12 protein-coding genes and 3 pseudogenes are annotated in these 15,328 nt (G+C 47.5%); 9 read left to right on the plus strand and 6 right to left on the minus strand.

Annotated elements, in window-relative coordinates; genetic code table 11:
- Window positions 1-309: 309 nt before the first annotated feature.
- A pseudogene (locus QUA80_RS25555) lies at window positions 310-560 on the plus strand (IS4 family transposase); the annotation flags it as partial.
- A 65-nt stretch (window positions 561-625) separates the two neighbouring features.
- On the opposite strand, the pseudogene QUA80_RS25560 reads toward QUA80_RS25555, so the two are convergent.
- Together QUA80_RS25560 and QUA80_RS25565 are read right to left on the minus strand one after the other, a co-directional pair.
- Window positions 626-864: pseudogene (locus QUA80_RS25560) on the minus strand (ISKra4 family transposase); the annotation flags it as partial.
- Between the two features lie 47 nt (window positions 865-911).
- Complete coding sequence (locus QUA80_RS25565) at window positions 912-1,427, minus strand: hypothetical protein (protein ID WP_333427807.1); 516 nt, start codon at window positions 1,425-1,427, stop codon at window positions 912-914.
- Here QUA80_RS25565 and QUA80_RS25570 point away from each other — a divergent pair.
- A pseudogene (locus QUA80_RS25570) lies at window positions 1,398-2,150 on the plus strand (IS1 family transposase). The gene QUA80_RS25565 and the pseudogene QUA80_RS25570 sit on opposite strands and share 30 nt — an antisense overlap.
- 77 nt (window positions 2,151-2,227) lie before the next feature.
- On the opposite strand, the gene rph reads toward QUA80_RS25570, so the two are convergent.
- Together rph and QUA80_RS25580 are read right to left on the minus strand one after the other, a co-directional pair.
- The gene (gene rph / locus QUA80_RS25575) at window positions 2,228-2,947 is read right to left on the minus strand and encodes a ribonuclease PH (RefSeq protein WP_333427808.1); all 720 of its coding nucleotides are present in this window, start codon (window positions 2,945-2,947) and stop codon (window positions 2,228-2,230) included.
- A 137-nt stretch (window positions 2,948-3,084) separates the two neighbouring features.
- Window positions 3,085-3,645: a nucleoside monophosphate kinase gene (locus QUA80_RS25580; protein ID WP_333427832.1), complete on the minus strand. Its 561-nt coding sequence runs from the start codon at window positions 3,643-3,645 to the stop codon at window positions 3,085-3,087.
- A 357-nt stretch (window positions 3,646-4,002) separates the two neighbouring features.
- On the opposite strand from QUA80_RS25580, the gene QUA80_RS25585 reads away from it, so the two are divergent.
- A complete protein-coding gene (locus QUA80_RS25585) occupies window positions 4,003-4,530 on the plus strand; it encodes a P-loop NTPase family protein (RefSeq protein ID WP_333427809.1) in 528 nt (175 codons plus the stop codon).
- A 113-nt stretch (window positions 4,531-4,643) separates the two neighbouring features.
- Here QUA80_RS25585 and QUA80_RS25590 read toward each other — a convergent pair whose 3' ends face one another.
- On the minus strand, window positions 4,644-4,823 hold the full coding sequence (locus QUA80_RS25590; protein ID WP_332955199.1) for a hypothetical protein: 180 nt from the start codon (window positions 4,821-4,823) through the stop codon (window positions 4,644-4,646).
- Window positions 4,824-5,127: 304 nt separating this feature from the next.
- On the minus strand, window positions 5,128-6,627 hold the full coding sequence (locus QUA80_RS25595; protein WP_333427810.1) for a GUN4 domain-containing protein: 1,500 nt from the start codon (window positions 6,625-6,627) through the stop codon (window positions 5,128-5,130).
- Between the two features lie 607 nt (window positions 6,628-7,234).
- Between QUA80_RS25595 and QUA80_RS25600 the strand changes: the two genes are divergently transcribed.
- The 6 genes from QUA80_RS25600 (at window position 7,235) to infB (ending at window position 15,175) form a co-directional block, all read left to right on the plus strand.
- Window positions 7,235-8,686, plus strand: coding sequence for a hypothetical protein (locus tag QUA80_RS25600; protein ID WP_333427811.1), 1,452 nt, complete (start codon window positions 7,235-7,237; stop codon window positions 8,684-8,686).
- Window positions 8,687-8,772: 86 nt separating this feature from the next.
- Window positions 8,773-8,949 (plus strand): hypothetical protein, encoded by a 177-nt coding sequence (locus QUA80_RS25605; protein ID WP_333427812.1) that lies wholly within the window; start codon window positions 8,773-8,775, stop codon window positions 8,947-8,949.
- A gap of 325 nt (window positions 8,950-9,274) precedes the next feature.
- Window positions 9,275-9,742 (plus strand): ribosome maturation factor RimP, encoded by a 468-nt coding sequence (rimP, locus tag QUA80_RS25610; RefSeq protein WP_333427813.1) that lies wholly within the window; start codon window positions 9,275-9,277, stop codon window positions 9,740-9,742.
- Between the two features lie 198 nt (window positions 9,743-9,940).
- Entirely contained in the window at window positions 9,941-11,230 is a 1,290-nt protein-coding gene (gene nusA / locus QUA80_RS25615) for a transcription termination factor NusA (RefSeq protein ID WP_333427814.1), read from the plus strand.
- 47 nt (window positions 11,231-11,277) lie between these two features.
- The gene (locus QUA80_RS25620) at window positions 11,278-11,625 is read left to right on the plus strand and encodes a YlxR family protein (RefSeq protein ID WP_333427815.1); all 348 of its coding nucleotides are present in this window, start codon (window positions 11,278-11,280) and stop codon (window positions 11,623-11,625) included.
- A gap of 382 nt (window positions 11,626-12,007) precedes the next feature.
- Window positions 12,008-15,175, plus strand: a complete 3,168-nt coding sequence (gene infB, locus QUA80_RS25625; protein WP_333427816.1) for a translation initiation factor IF-2 — start codon at window positions 12,008-12,010, stop codon at window positions 15,173-15,175.
- Window positions 15,176-15,328: the final 153 nt, after the last annotated feature.

The raw sequence follows: 15,328 nt of genomic DNA on the forward strand, positions 1-15,328 counted from the left end.
GGCTGTACCATACTCTGTGTCTTGGTTCTAGAATTTTTACCTTATTATAATACTGCCAGAGTGACAAAACAGGGTTATGCTCCTTTGTTTGTGAGATACTGCACTCATTCAAAATTAGCAATTAGCAATTACAGTCCTGGGCGCACCATTGGTGACAAGTTAACAAGAGCCATCGCTCCTGTTGAGGGACTTGCTTTACAATATCAAACGTGTGAAACTCAGACTAGATGGGTCATCAGGCCCCGGTGAGTCCTCATGAGCCGAACCCGAAAAACTAATAGAGACCATACTAACAAGAGCCAGCGACCGATGGTGGAAGATGAAGTGGTCGCCGCCCAACTCGAAGCCTTGGTCACACCCGCCATTACCTTCGGGTAAAAATTACTACCGCCGACTCGGGTTGAGAGACCGGATACTGAACCTACCGTTGATGGTGGCGGCGCTGCTGACGCTGAGTCGGGCGGGATGTGGCAGGAGTCAGAGAACTAACCCGCATCCTGGGGAGGAAAAGTTTTTTATGGTGTCCTCCCACACAAGTATCTCAACAGGGTGCATCTCAATGAAGGCAAATACATCAAATTGAAAGTTGACCGTTGAGATCGTCGGCACAGCCAAGAGCAAGGAATTAGGAAATGTTCTCAATATTCCACCCGGCGCCCGATATTTTCAACCTTAATCCAATGCGTTTAATTGTTGATTCAACTGTTCCCAAACCATCGAAATTATGGATTTTTTATTGTAGTATTGGTAATTTACTATTCGGCAGCGATGGAGTTCTAAATAATTGCAAAACGTTTTAAATGCTTGACGTTTAAAGTCTTTAAATAAATTTATAACTTCATCAACTTTGCCTTGGCATAACATACACCATATTCCACATTTATCAAGTACACCGGCTTATAGAACTTTTATTAGTCTGGATAAAATAAAACAGCGTCATACCAACTTGATCCAGAGTCTAATGTTGTAGATCCACGAAAATTATTCATCATATTTAATAGTTCGATAAATCCGGCTTTTAAGCTAGGAATATCAAAAATCAAGAGCCAAGGCTTGAGGAAATTGTAAAAGACATAGGGTTGAATTATCAGTCGCAAATTATTTAACGTAGATTTCCATCCTCCACTAAAATTCCACCACTCATGCTCACTATATTTTAATGGTTCTTGAGATATACCCTGTGGCTCAACGCAATTTAAGCTCTGGGATTCCTCTAACACACTCTCACGTGTCACTTGATTATTTCTCTGGTTTGTTTGTAAGCTAATTAACAAAAATGCACAACTAACTATTTCCCACCACTTCGCTATTTGCTGATAACTTGGGCGTTGCTGAACTATGGTATGATGAAGTTGTCCTCCGAGCGTCAAAAATAACACACATTTAAAAGCAATATTATGAAATGCCCCGAATGTAATTCTACTCATATCAATAAAAATGGTCATAAAAAAGGCAAGCAGAATTATATTTGTGTCCGATGTAAAAGACTATTTATAGATGATTATAAGCTTCAAAAAGGATATCCCAAAGAAGTGCGGCGTGAATGTCTAAAAATGTATGTTAATGGTCTGGGTTTTCGAGCAATTGAAAGAGTCAAAAATGTACATCATACTACAATCATTAATTGGGTAAAAGAAGCCGGAAAACTCTTACCAGATTTTTACGAACCAGAAACAAATCCCGAAGTGGGAGAATTAGATGAATTACAAACATTTGTGGGTTCAAAAAAAACTTGCACCTGTCTGTGGACAGCGGTAGACCATTTTAAGCCAAGTATTTTAGGATAGGTTTTAGGCGACCATAGCGCCAAAACTTTTGAACCACTATGGACGGAAGTTAGTAAATGGGAATGCTACTTTTATGTAACAGATGGCTGGAAAGTTTACCCAAATTTTATTCCGGAGGGAGACCAGATCCCACCGCAAAACCTATATGACTTGCAGTTGAAGGTGAAAATACAAAACTCAGACATTACGCAAGCTCGGTTAAAAAGAAAAACTCTTTGTTATTCTAAGTGTGAAAAAATGCTAAGGTATTCAATTAAATTACTAATTCATTATCTAAAATTTGGAGAGGTTCCAATTCCCCATCAAAATCCCGGAAATCATTTTCGACTCCCCTCCCGTATTTTTGCTCGTATCATACCCTAATTCAGCAACGCCAAAATCCCAAAAGCCTTTTGACCCAAACTTTTTATCCACAACCCCTTGACAGGTCAATACAGTATCTACTCAACCAAAGCCTGCCTTTGAGCCTCCAGCAATTCCTGAATCCCGATTTCTGCCACATCCAAAATTTGATTTAACTGACTCCGACTAAAACTTCCTGCTTCCGCAGTTCCCTGAATTTCGATGATGTTCAAATCTCCATTCATTACCACATTACAATCAATTTCAGCCGCCACATCTTCAAGATAATTCAAATCTAAAAATGGCTCTCCTTCCAAAAGTCCCACAGACACGGCCGCCACTTGACGAATAATGGGCGATCGCACTAAATCACCTTTTTGCACCAACTTGTTCAAAGCATCAGCCACAGCCACAAACCCGCCAGTAATTGAAGTCGTGCGAGTCCCAGCGTCCGCTTGCAAAACATCGGCATCCACCAGAATCGTCCGTTCTCCCAATAGTTGCATATCCAAGCACGATCGCAAACTGCGCCCAATCAACCGCTGAATCTCTTGAGTCCGTCCCGATAATTTCATAAATTCCCGATCTTGTCGCTGCGGCGTAGATCCCGGCAACATTCGGTATTCCGCTGTCAGCCAACCTTGTCCGGTATTCTCCAGAAATCTCGGCACTCCCGGGTTGATTGTCACGCTGCAAAGTACCTGAGTATCGCCACTTTTTGCGATCACAGAACCGCTAGCAAATTTGGCAAACTGTCGATCGAAACTAATCGGACGAAGTTGATGAGGTTGTCTGCCGTCAGGACGCTGGAAAGACATAATATTTAGGGAATTGGTAATGGGGAATTGGGAATGGGGAATGGGGAATTGGGAATTAATCTTCCGGCTTTTTTTGATTCGTTACATATGCACCCATTCAATCTAAAATCTCACATCTAAAATCTAAAATGGTATGACTATTTGCCGTTAGCCTGGATCGATTTGAGAATATCCTGCTGGACTTGTTCGGGGGATTGGTCGCCGTTGACAGTTAACAGCCTGTTGCGATACTGATAATAATCTACGATCGGCATAGTGCGTTCGTGGAACAAATCGAGCCGGCGCTGTAAAATTTCTGGATGATCGTCCGATCGATCCCGCTCGATTGATCGACTCAACAAAACTTCGATCGGCACTTTCAGCCAAATTGCCCAATCTAGCTCCTGCGCCAACCCCTCTAATAAAAAATCCAATTCCTCAGCCTGAAACGCCGTTCGCGGATATCCCTCCAACAGCCAGCCATTAAATACATCCCACAGCAGCAACCGCCGACCGATAAATTGAATCAAAATTTCATCGGGAACTAGCTCCCCTTTTTCCACATAAGGTACCGCCAATTTGCCCAAGTCTGTTTCACCTGCGATTTCCGCGCGGAGAATGTCCCCTACTGCCAGCAAAGGAATGCTCAAATTGCTGCACAATTGCTGTGCCTGAGTTCCCTTTCCCGCTCCTGGCCCTCCCAGAATCACCAATCTCACAGTACCTGCTCCTAGTGCCGCGACATTCAAATTCTACGCGATGTCTGTACCTTTTCTTGAGAGTCCTGGACGCAGCAAGACTCTCACCAGCTTGGTTTTTCACCCTATAACTCTATAACTGTCTCGCTCCCGGCCGGATTTTGGTAAAAAAATCGGTTTCTGCCAAGCGTGGTAATTGAGTTCAAAAATCCCACAAACGACTGCGAATGCCACTGCCACTACCTTTTGACAACTTGTATATCTAGCGTTCGATCTGATGTGCACTCGGCCCCGTACACTATATATTGTTAAGCAGGCTCCATCCCTGTCAAGGTCAGAGCCGCCATTCAGACTAAGTTGCTGATTAGATATTGCCCTATGGTTGCCCAGTTACAAACCCCTAAACTCAATTTAACCCACAGCTTGCCCTACACTGTTGAAGGGCTGGTGCAAGTCTTTACAGGCCCGCACCGCTGCTTTTTTACCAGTGTCATGGCTCAGGCGCTCCGAATTGCAGGACAGGGGGCTCCGGTGCTGGCGGTGCAGTTCCTCAAAGGAGGAATTAATCAAGGACACCAGCATCCAATGCGGCTGGGGCAAAACTTAGATTGGGTGCGGTGCGATTTGCCACGCTGCATTGATAATGCCGATTTAGATGAGCTTGAGACGCGATCGATTCAACAATTGTGGCAGTACGTTCAGAATGCGGTGCGCGAAGGTCGTTATGCGCTAATTATTCTTGATGAATTGAGTTTAGCTGTTAATTTGGGCTTGATTCCCGAAGCAGAAGTGCTGGGATTGATTGACAGCAAGCCACATCATTTGGATATGATTTTTACCGGACCATCCATGCCCCAAAGAATTTTGGATGTTGCCGACCAAATTACTGAAATTCGCCGCAGTTAAGGACAATGACTCAATTTGCGATCGCCCTTTTAGCGGTCGCATTTTTTATTTATAAAAACAGGCGATCGCTTAGCTCAAAGAGCGATCGCACGCCGATCAATTTAGCAGCGACATTACGCTTGAACTACCGGATCGAACACAACTGTCAATCGATCCGCCGGAACCATCCGCTTGAGAATTTTCAAGTGACCGTCTGCATCAGACCAACTGCGAAACTCACCCACAACCACCTTTTCCACATTTGGAAGCGAGCGAACTACAGTCCACGGCTTGAGACGTTTTTCTTGCAACATAATAGATATATTTCCTTGGTAAATTGGAGCCAAAGCCAGTCCCCATGCTTTGCCATGGCCGAGGACTGGCTTTTGACTTTGTAAACTTGCCCTTCTCTAAGAACATAGCACAAAAAAAAATGTTTGCGATTATATCTTATTTTCAGCTTTTTTTTCTACCTATTTTCTAGATAACCTATTGATTAGACTCAAAACTTGTTAACTTTTTAATTCGCACCTCAAAACTATTTAATGACTAACACTTCGACTTGGGTTGAGGTGCAGCGTGACTAATAAATTCTGCCTTCTGCCTTCTACCTTCACTCTACAAATCCCGCCGGGACAGCAGAAACCAGACCCCACCCAAACCCAAAACACCGCATAAAACCCCGCCTTCCCACCCAAAAACAGTCCCCCCCGGCAAGTGTCCAGGCTTGGCCTTAGAAGTAAAATTCAGCTCCGAATAGTATACCCACTGGCTGTTAACCCGCCAACCCACTCGATCGCCAAACTTCTCCCAAACTTTAGCATCATAAACACCAGCCCTTCCCCCCGACTTTACCCACAAACCCTTTTGCACAGAAAAACCGAATCTGCGGTGACTGTGCCGAACCCAAAGTCGATCGATAGTCTGCAAATCCTTAGGTGGAAACTTCCTAATATCTTCCTCGCTCAAATAACCCCGTGAAATTTGCTGCATCGCCTCCAACATTTTCGCCGAAGTTTCCTCATCAGCACCCCGCCAATTTTTAGCGGCAAGCAGCCTTTCCAACTGAGAATAATCAATCCCTCTTTCCGACTCTAAATTTACAGAAATTAGCGGAGTCTCAGTCAACATTTGAGTCTGTCCAGAACAACTAATAACAGTTGCCTGCTGCAACTTTTTCGGCGCTCTAATCACAACAATAGGAGGTTTTAAAGCCTCCAAAACTTCCACAGCAGACTTGTAGCGGTCTTTAACATATTCCTGAATCAACTTATCCAAAACCTGACCTAAATCCTGGCTAATTTTTGTTCCTTTCGGCAAAGCCTCCCTCCAAAGCCAGCGACCTTCAAGCGGGTCGTAAAGGTCATCGTGAATGTCCCCATAAATATCGAGATAAGGCATAACAGAAGTCAGCAAGCGAATGCAAGTCACCCCCAAACTGTAAAGGTCGCTAGCAGGAACAGCCTTACCGTGACGCTGTTCGAGAGCCGCATAACCGGGAGTTCCTAACTTAGTTCCCGTTTGGCTAGGAGAAGCAGTTACTACCTGTTTGGAAACTCCAAAATCTATCAGCACCAACTTGCGATCCCGAGATCTGCGGATCACGTTCTCAGGCTTAATATCGCGGTGAATTACATTTCTGTCATGAATAAACTTCAACAAAGGCAACAAATCTAATAGCAGTTCCCTAGTTTTGATTTCGCTATAAGCACCGTACTTTTCTAACTCATCTTTTAAATTATTTCCATCAATAAACTCTTGCACTAAATACAATCGCCCATCTTCCTGGAAATAAGAAATTAACTGAGGAATTTGCGGGTGTTTTAGTTCGTAAAGCCGCCTTGCCTCTTGTTCAAACAGTCGAATATACTTTTTAAAATGACCGAGTTTCCGCTGAAATTCTTGAGGGGGCGACAACTGTTTGATCACGCACAATTCCTCAAATTTTCCATGATTAACAGCTCGAAAAGTCCTGCCAAATCCTCCGTCGCGCAGCGGCTCAGTTGCTGCATAAAGGTCTTTTAGCAGCAGCTTTGAACCACAATTAAGACAATACTTTGTGCCTGGTGGGTTCTGACGCTTGTCTCTTGGGCAATCGAGATTAAGGCAGTATGTCATATATTAAAAAAATGCGAACAAAATTATAGTCAGGGTTTCATATTATTCAAGAGTCCGATCGCGAGCTGGTTTTTGTTGAGGCGAGACCCCGAACTTTACGGAGGCGGCAGCCACCCTCGCCGTCTGAGAAGGCGATCTCGCCAGACTGCCCCTGAGCAAGTATAACTCTCTTGAGGGTTTGAGCTCAAACTCGAAGTCCAAATCTAACCTTAAACTTCGATAGGTGCAATACATTTGATTTAGCGGTCAAACAGCCAGGAGATTAAACAGAAATAGTAATTTATTCTCCGCCTAGTTAGCTTTGCAACGCCGAAAAAAAAACTTAGGATTCCACCTGAGATATAATTTTATTGCTACAGAGAAGCACTAACCGGAGCTGCTGCTTCCGTCAAGTTCAATCGACCTTAATATTTTACAAGTATAAATTTTTACCTAGTCCCGCCAATCAACAATCCAAAATCCCAACAAAATCACGTTAAAATAGATACTAGCTGGCTCGATCGCAATCCGAGCCAAACAGCAAATTATCCCGTTTTTTCATACTTCCTTTCTTCAGCTATTACCAGTTAAATTTATTTCGCTCGGTCAACTTAATTAGGAACTGCCAGTGACACCAAAATTACAGCCATCTCCAACTTCCAACTCCCGCAAAAAATCACCAAAAGTACCCTGGTTTGAGCGGTTCATGGCACTTGTCGCCTTAGGAAATTTAAGCCTAGTATTATTTGACATAAGTTATGTCCCATGGCGAGATTTCTACTTCCGGAAACTCCCAGTTATCGCCCAAGTATACGACTCATTTAAAGGAATTAAACCCCACCGAGACACTCAGAAATATCTAGAAACCTTAGAAGAATTAAAAAGTCAAGTAGTGCAAACAGGCTTGCCCTCTCCCCAAGTAGCAGCAAAATTGCAGGAAATAAACAATCTGAGCGCGAAAATGATCGACGAAGATCCATTTCGAGTAGCATCAAAAAGCGGCACCCTTGAAAAAATCAAAGACCGGATGCGCGATCGCGCCCCGAATCCCCAAGACTCCGCCAAACAATCATTCCAAACATTCTGGAGCCAAGACTATTTAAACAAACAAGGCTGGCAACAAGAAATCAAGTGGTTTGACAACAAAATCAAGCCATTAATCGCCACCAACTATTACCGCGAGATCGGAGACAACGGCGAATTTACCGACAATTTCTGGCAAATAGACTTGCCATTTATTGCCATATTCGCGATCGAATTTCTAGCCCGCACCTACTTAATCAGCCGCCGCCACCGCAGCGTTACTTGGCGAGCAGCCATGCTCTGGCGGTGGTACGACATCTTCCTGTTCCTCCCGTTCTGGCGGTTGTTGCGAGTGTTGCCCGTCACAATTCGCATGCACCAAGCCAACATGCCGGATCTCCAACCCATACGCACCCAATTCAGCCGAGGTTTCGTCGCCAACTTCGCCCAAGAATTGACCGAAGTAGTAGTAATTCAACTCATCAACCAGATGCAACAATCAATTACCACAGGCGAACTAGCCCGTCAACTATTTCAATCCCAAAAACAGCGCTATCTAGACATAAACAATATCAATGAAATAGAAGCGATCGCCACGCATCTAGTCCAAGTAACCGTTTACAAAGTCCTCCCCCAACTCCAGCCAGACCTAGAAGCCCTCCTGCGGTACAATATAGAACTATTTCTCAAACAATCCCCCCTTTATCAAGGATGGAAGCAAGTACCCGGACTGGGAAACCTGCCCGCACAGCTAGCAGAGCAATTAGTTGCAGAACTATCCAAATTAGTCACACTCGGCCCGCAAGATGCCTACGAAGCCTTCAAAATCGCCAGTGAAGACCCCATCGGCACCAAACTCTCAAGCCAGCTAGTTCAACATTTTGGGCAAGCTTTGGGAGCAGAACTGCAACAGCAGCAAACCTGGCAAGAAATACAACTGCTGCTGTGCGACTTCCTAGAAGAGTTCAAAATCAACTACATTCAGCGGTTGAGCGAAGAAGACTTCGAGAAAATTTTAGAACAAGCCAAAGAACTGCAACGAATAGCCCCGCGTTAAGCTAACCGATATTGAAGGAAGTTCGGCAACGGATTTAACGGATGGATTTTCAAGTTCGAGGTTCGAGGGAAGTTCGGTAACGCGCAGTGAATCGGGATTTAACTGATTTATGTAATGAATTTAACGGATGGATGTTGAGGGAAGAAGCAAGAAGGAAGATTTTCCCAACTTTCTCCCTCTCTCCCACTCCCCACTCCCCCAGCCACCTCTTGAGACACTCCCCCCGCGCGATCGGTTTGTCACTGGGCGGGCGATCGAGCTAAACTGAGAAATGAGGCCTGCCTTCGATCGGAGGGAGTCCTCAAACTTCTTGGAAGAAAGTGTTTTACCTAGGAGTGGGTCAAGCCCACTTTTTTTGTTGCATTAGTCGCAGGAAAAGAACTCAGGGCGTCAGACTTGCAAGTTGAGGACTGCTCTAGTAGGGGTAATCCCCCCGTGATAGCCCCGGCAGGGATGTTGCGTAAAGTCCCAAAGTTGAAGAAAAAAGTCGCAGCGACCCAATAAAACCACCTCAAAGCCAAGCAATCTCAACACCAAATTTTTCCATGCCCGTGTCCGAGTTCAGGAGTTTTAACTTAAGTATTCGATATGACTCATCCTCTAATCCCACAAATCATTGACTTAGCTACCCCCGTTGCGGAAACACTGGGATTGGAAGTAGTGGGAGCAGTGTTTCACACCAACCAAAATCCTCCCGTCTTGCGGGTGGATATTCGCAACCTCCAGCAAGACACCGGTTTAGCCGACTGCGAGCGGATGAGCACAGCCCTCGAAGCCGAGTTAGACGCATCCGACATCATACCCGACGCCTACGTGCTAGAGATTTCTAGTCCCGGCATATCCCGATTGCTCAGCAGCGATCGAGAATTCATTACCTTTAAAGGTTTCCCCGTGACAGTCAAAGCCACCGAACCTGACTCGCGAATCAAAGAGTGGAAAGGACTACTCGTAAGCCGGGATGAAACAGCGGTTTATCTCAATCAAAAAGGGCGACAGGTTAAAATTCCCCGCCCTCAGATTGTCAAAGTTGAACTAGACGAAGGTAAAGAGAGGTAAAGGGAAGTTTTGAATTTTGAGTGCGCGAGTTGGGAATTAAAAAAACTATAACTACGGGTTAAAGTGAAACAAAAACAGGTGATAACGCCTATTTAACCCAATTGAATTCTGTAACTAATTCCTCATCACTCATCACTTACCCTCCGCAATTACCAATTACCAGTTACTTATTACCCAAGCAAAAAAGGAGTGTTTTATATGTCAATGGTTCCCCTGCCCGGACTAAAAGAAATGGTCGAAGGTATTAGCAAAGAGCGAAATTTACCCAAACACGCCGTCCAAGCAGCCTTGCGTGAAGCCCTGCTCAAAGGATACGAACGCTACCGCCGCACCCAAAAACTCGACCACTTCAGCGAAGAATACTTCGACAACTTTGATGTAGAACTAGACGCAGAACAAGAAGGTTTCCGCGTTTTAGCCAACAAAACTATTGTCGAAGAAGTCGCCAATCCCGATCACGAAATCTCACTTTCCGAAGTGCAAGAAGTAGCCACTGAAGCTCAACCGGGCAGCATCGTGCTCGTAGACGTAACACCAAATCAAAAAGAATTTGGTCGCATGGCTGCCATCCAGACCAAACAAGTCCTGGCTCAAAAACTGCGCGACCAACAGCGCAAAATGATTCAAGAAGAATTTAAAGATTTAGAAGAAACCGTTCTTCAAGCAAGAGTGCTCAGGTTTGAGAGGCAGTCGGTAATTTTAGCAGTCACCAGCAGTTTCGGTCAGCCAGAAGTAGATGCCGAACTCCCGAAGCGCGAACAGTTGCCCAACGACAATTACCGCGCCAACGCTACATTCAAGGTTTATCTCAAAAAGGTAGGCGAAGGTTCTACTAGAGGGCCGCAGTTACTTGTTTCTAGAGCCGACGCAGGTTTGGTGGTTTACCTGTTTGCTAACGAAGTACCAGAAATAGAAGACGGGGTGGTGAGGATTGTCGCCGTAGCCAGGGAGGCAAATCCGCCCTCCCGGCACGTCGGCCCCCGGACTAAAATAGCAGTTGATACTCTCGATCGCGACGTAGACCCCGTAGGAGCCTGCATTGGAGCCCGGGGATCGCGGATTCAGGTAGTAGTCAACGAATTGCGGGGCGAAAAAATAGACGTGATCCGCTGGTCTCCAGACCCGGCAACCTATATTGCCAACGCTCTAAGTCCCGCTAGAGTAGACGAAGTGCGTTTAGTTGCTCCAGAAGGCAGGAGAGCTCACATTTTGGTCGCTGAAGACCAACTGAGTCTTGCCATTGGCAAAGAAGGTCAGAACGTCCGCCTCGCAGCCCGCCTAACCGGTTGGAAAATCGATATCAAAGATATTGCTAAGTACGATCGCGCCGCCGAAGACACCAAACTGGCAGCAGAAGCAACCAGGCTCGAAGAACTAGCAGGCGACTACGACGCAGACGAAGCATCCGGCGAAAGCGGCGACGAGGAAACCGCAGAATTTGAGGAAGAGGAGGCAGCCGCCACCGAGGAAACCGAAGCCACAGTCTAACAACAGCGAGATTCACACGATTTTCCCGATCGGGAGACAATCAGGATATGTCCCCTACTCCCCCCTCTCCTCCTACTCCGATGAAACCGAACTACCGGTGCTGTGCAAGTTGTAGAAAAATAGCTCCTAAGGAAGCTTTTTGGCGAGTTGTCAGGCTCTATCCTTGTCATCAGGTACAATTAGATCGCGGCCTCGGTCGTTCCGCTTACCTTTGTCCGGAAGCAGAATGCCTCAAAGCAGCTCAGAAAAAAAATCGACTTGGGCGATCGCTCAAAGCACCTGTGTCTGACGAACTGTACCAAACACTTTGGCAGCGTTTAGCCACATCTGACTGTACATCTTACTCGGACCGGGCCGGACGAAAAACCGACAAGAGTTCGGCATCGACTGTATAAACCCTCTTGGCAGCCCTACCAGTAATTACCGGTAGCGCCAGCTATAAAACCCCAATCCGATCTGCCCACCAGTCTGGAAAGATTTGTGTCAGATTAGATAAGGGTAGGGTACTAGCAGAGGTATCCTCAAGGTGGAAAGGTAAACTTTGAAGCTTGATTTGTGGCTGTTGCCAAAATTCAGACTTTAGAGTTCCAAGTTCCAAAAAAGACTTGAGAATTCTCCAACCGCAGACTTCAGCAAGTTGCATCTATATAGATAAAATTGCTGAGCGAGTACCAAAACCCCGATTCCTGACACTGAATCAATCACAGCGAATGATGTCGTCATTAGAACAAAAAATCAAAATGTAAAAACTGGTTGGCACAAAAGAGGGCAGAGTGGATGAACAACGGCAAAGTAAGAATTTACGAATTATCACGGGAACTAAATTTGGATAATAAAGACATCTTGGCAGTTTGCGAGCGGCTCAATATTTCAGTCAAGAGCCACAGCAGCACAATTACAGAATCCGAAGCAGAACGCATTCGCAAAACGGCGGAAAAATACGTAGCCAGCAGCCACTCTTCCCCCGGCAAGCCAGCTCCCCCCGAAAGAGCAGCAGCGCCATCTAGAGAATCTGGCCCTCACCCTAACGACCAACAAAAAAAGCAGCAAATTTTAGAAATACGCAGTCCAAAAGTACGGCAGGCTGGTGCTTCCTCCCAGCCTGCGGGCAACGAGGAGAAAAAAGACCAGTCGGCGGCAACCGTGGCAACTCCTCCAAAATCGCCCGCAGCTCAACAACTCCAGCCTCCCGCTAAACCAAATATCAATCGACCTGTACTGTCGAAGCCAAATGTGGCTGTCTCGGCTGCTCCGTCAGAAACAGTGTCGGAAACTGTAGGTGCGACCGCCCCGGAAACCACCGCCCAGGCTCAGATACCTGTGGCACCTCAACCGCCGTCGGAAAAGGCTCCGGAACGCACCCAGCGCCAGCAGGTACCCCCCCCCGGGCCGTCGCCAAAACTCACGTCGCCGCCAGTCAGACCGGCGTCCGAGTCGGCTAACCGCACCCCACAAAATCTGGGCAACAAGCCGGTACTCAAAGTTGCCAAAACCGAGCAAGAGCAATCACAACAGGCAGAAACTCTGGAAGCCCCGGCTAAACCGAGTCGCCCCAGCAGACCCGCACCGGGAGCTACCGAATCTCGCGACCCGCAAAGACCGCGCCGAGAAGGCGCTGGCGGCCCAGTAAAAACTCCACTTGCCGATCGACCCCAGCCCGGCGGCCCGCGCCGGAGCCTTGCCCCCGCAACGTCAGCTACCGGGCTGCGCAGCCGGGGCGGTGACACCGGAGCCGCAGGCGATGACACTGATGACCATGAAGAAGATAATACGCCGTTGCTCGAGATTCCTCTCCTGAGCAGGCCAACTCTCCCTCGTCCTGCCAAAAAGACATCGGTCATTTGGGAAGAAGATGATGACGAAAACTCAGATGCTGCCAAAGCTGCCAAGGCTGTTAAGGCAAAACGTTCTCGCCTCAAACCCATAGACGAGGATGAAGATGACTTAGAAAACGGCTTGGATCTGCCAGCACCAGTCACGGTCAGCCTGTCCCTAGCCCGCCCAGCTAAAGCGAAGGGACAAGCAGCACCCAAGTCAACACCAACTCCGGGCGCACCCGGAAGCAGCGGAAAAAATAAGAGACCTGGCCCTTCTCACGATAAGAGTTCTTCTTCAGGTTCCAGCGGGGGACGCGGCAACCGGGGCAAAACAGCCGAAGCTAAGGTAGAACGTCCAGAAAAACTTCTGCTGAGCAGGCCCATGACCGTTCAAGAACTAGCAGTTACTCTGGCCGTTCCCGAAACCGAAATTATTAAGCGGCTGTTTTCTAAAGGCATTGCGGTCAACATTACTGAAACCCTGGACATTCCAGCGGTGAGAATGGTAGCCGAAGAAATGGGCGTAGAGGTAGAAACCCCAGAAAAAGCAGCCCCAGCGCTCAAAGTGATCGAGATGCTGGACGCAGCCGATTTGGAATACCTCGAACGCCGTCCGCCAGTGGTAACGATTATGGGACACGTGGACCACGGCAAAACTACCTTGCTTGACTCGATCCGCAAAACAAAGGTAGCTCAGGGAGAAGCTGGCGGGATTACCCAGCACATCGGGGCTTACCACGTGGATGTGGAACACGATGGCAAGAGCCAGCAGGTGGTATTTTTGGATACGCCGGGACACGAAGCCTTTACAGCGATGCGGGCTCGGGGAACTCGGGTTACGGACATCGCTATCTTGGTGGTGGCGGCGGACGACGGGGTGCGACCTCAGACAATTGAAGCTATCAGCCACGCGAAAGCGGCGAAAGTGCCAATTGTCGTTGCTATCAATAAAGTAGACAAGGAGGGCGCTCAGCCGGAACGGGTGAAGCAAGAGCTGACTGAGTACGGCTTGGTCGCAGATGACTGGGGCGGCGATATCACGATGGTTCCAGTCAGCGCTATCCGAGGCGAAAACCTGGATACGCTGTTGGAAATGATTCTGACAGTCGCGGAAATGGAAGACCTCAACGCCAACCCGCACCGACCGGCTAAGGGTACTGTGATTGAAGCTCACCTCGACAAGGCAAGGGGACCTGTGGCAACTCTGCTGGTCCAGAACGGCACTCTGCGAGTGGGCGATATTGTGGTCGCAGGCTCTGCTTTGGGCAAGGTGCGGGCAATGATCGACGACCGGGGCGATCGCGTAGATCGAGCAACTCCATCATTCGCGGTGGAAGTGCTGGGGCTGCGGGAAGTTCCTCGCGCGGGAGATGAGTTTGATGTCTTCGGCAACGAAAAAGAAGCAGCGGCGATCGCCTCTGGAAGAGCTACATTCCAACGAGATTCGCGCCTCCTGCAAGGCGGCCGGATCAGCCTCAGCGGCTTCTCTCAACAAGCTAAAGAAGGCGTTCTCAAGGAACTAAACTTGATCTTGAAGGCAGATGTTCAAGGCTCGCTCGAAGCAATTGTCGGCGCTCTGACTCAACTTCCTCAAAAAGAAGTTCAACTCAGACTGCTGCTATCTGCTCCTGGGGAAATCACAGAAACGGATATTGACCTCGCCGCAGCCAGCAATGCTGTGATTATCGGGTTCAATACTACTCTCGCCAGCGGCGCTCGCCAAGCGGCCGACCAAGCGGGCGTAGACGTGCGGGAATACAGCATCATCTACAACCTCTTGGATGACATTCAAGGGGCGATGGAAGGCTTGCTGGAACCCGAACTGGTCGAAGAACCTCTGGGTCAAGTGGAAGTGCGCGCTGTCTTCGCGATCGGTCGCGGGGCTGTGGCTGGATGTATGGTACTCTCTGGTAAAGTCATCCGTAACTGCAAGGTGCGGGTGCGCCGTAGCAACAATGTCGTTTACGAAGGCGTCCTCGACTCCCTGAAACGGATGAAGGAAGATGCCAAGGAAGTCAATGCTGGCTTTGAATGCGGTATTTCCTTGAGCGGGTTTAGCGACTGGGCGGAGGGCGATATTATTGAAGCCTACCGGATGGTTACTAAGCGCCGGACTCTATCTCAATAGTTTTGAGCTTTGAGTGTTGAGGTGGAAGAGAAGTTTTGAGCAAAGGCAATTAAATTGCCTCTACCTCCCAACTATTCTCTTCACTCAATACTCAAAAAGTCATCACTCGCAACTTTGGTTTTTAACTTAAAATCCACGCATTCACGCATTCAA

Source organism: Microcoleus sp. F4-D5 (assembly GCF_036704885.1).
Classification (GTDB): domain Bacteria; phylum Cyanobacteriota; class Cyanobacteriia; order Cyanobacteriales; family Microcoleaceae; genus Microcoleus.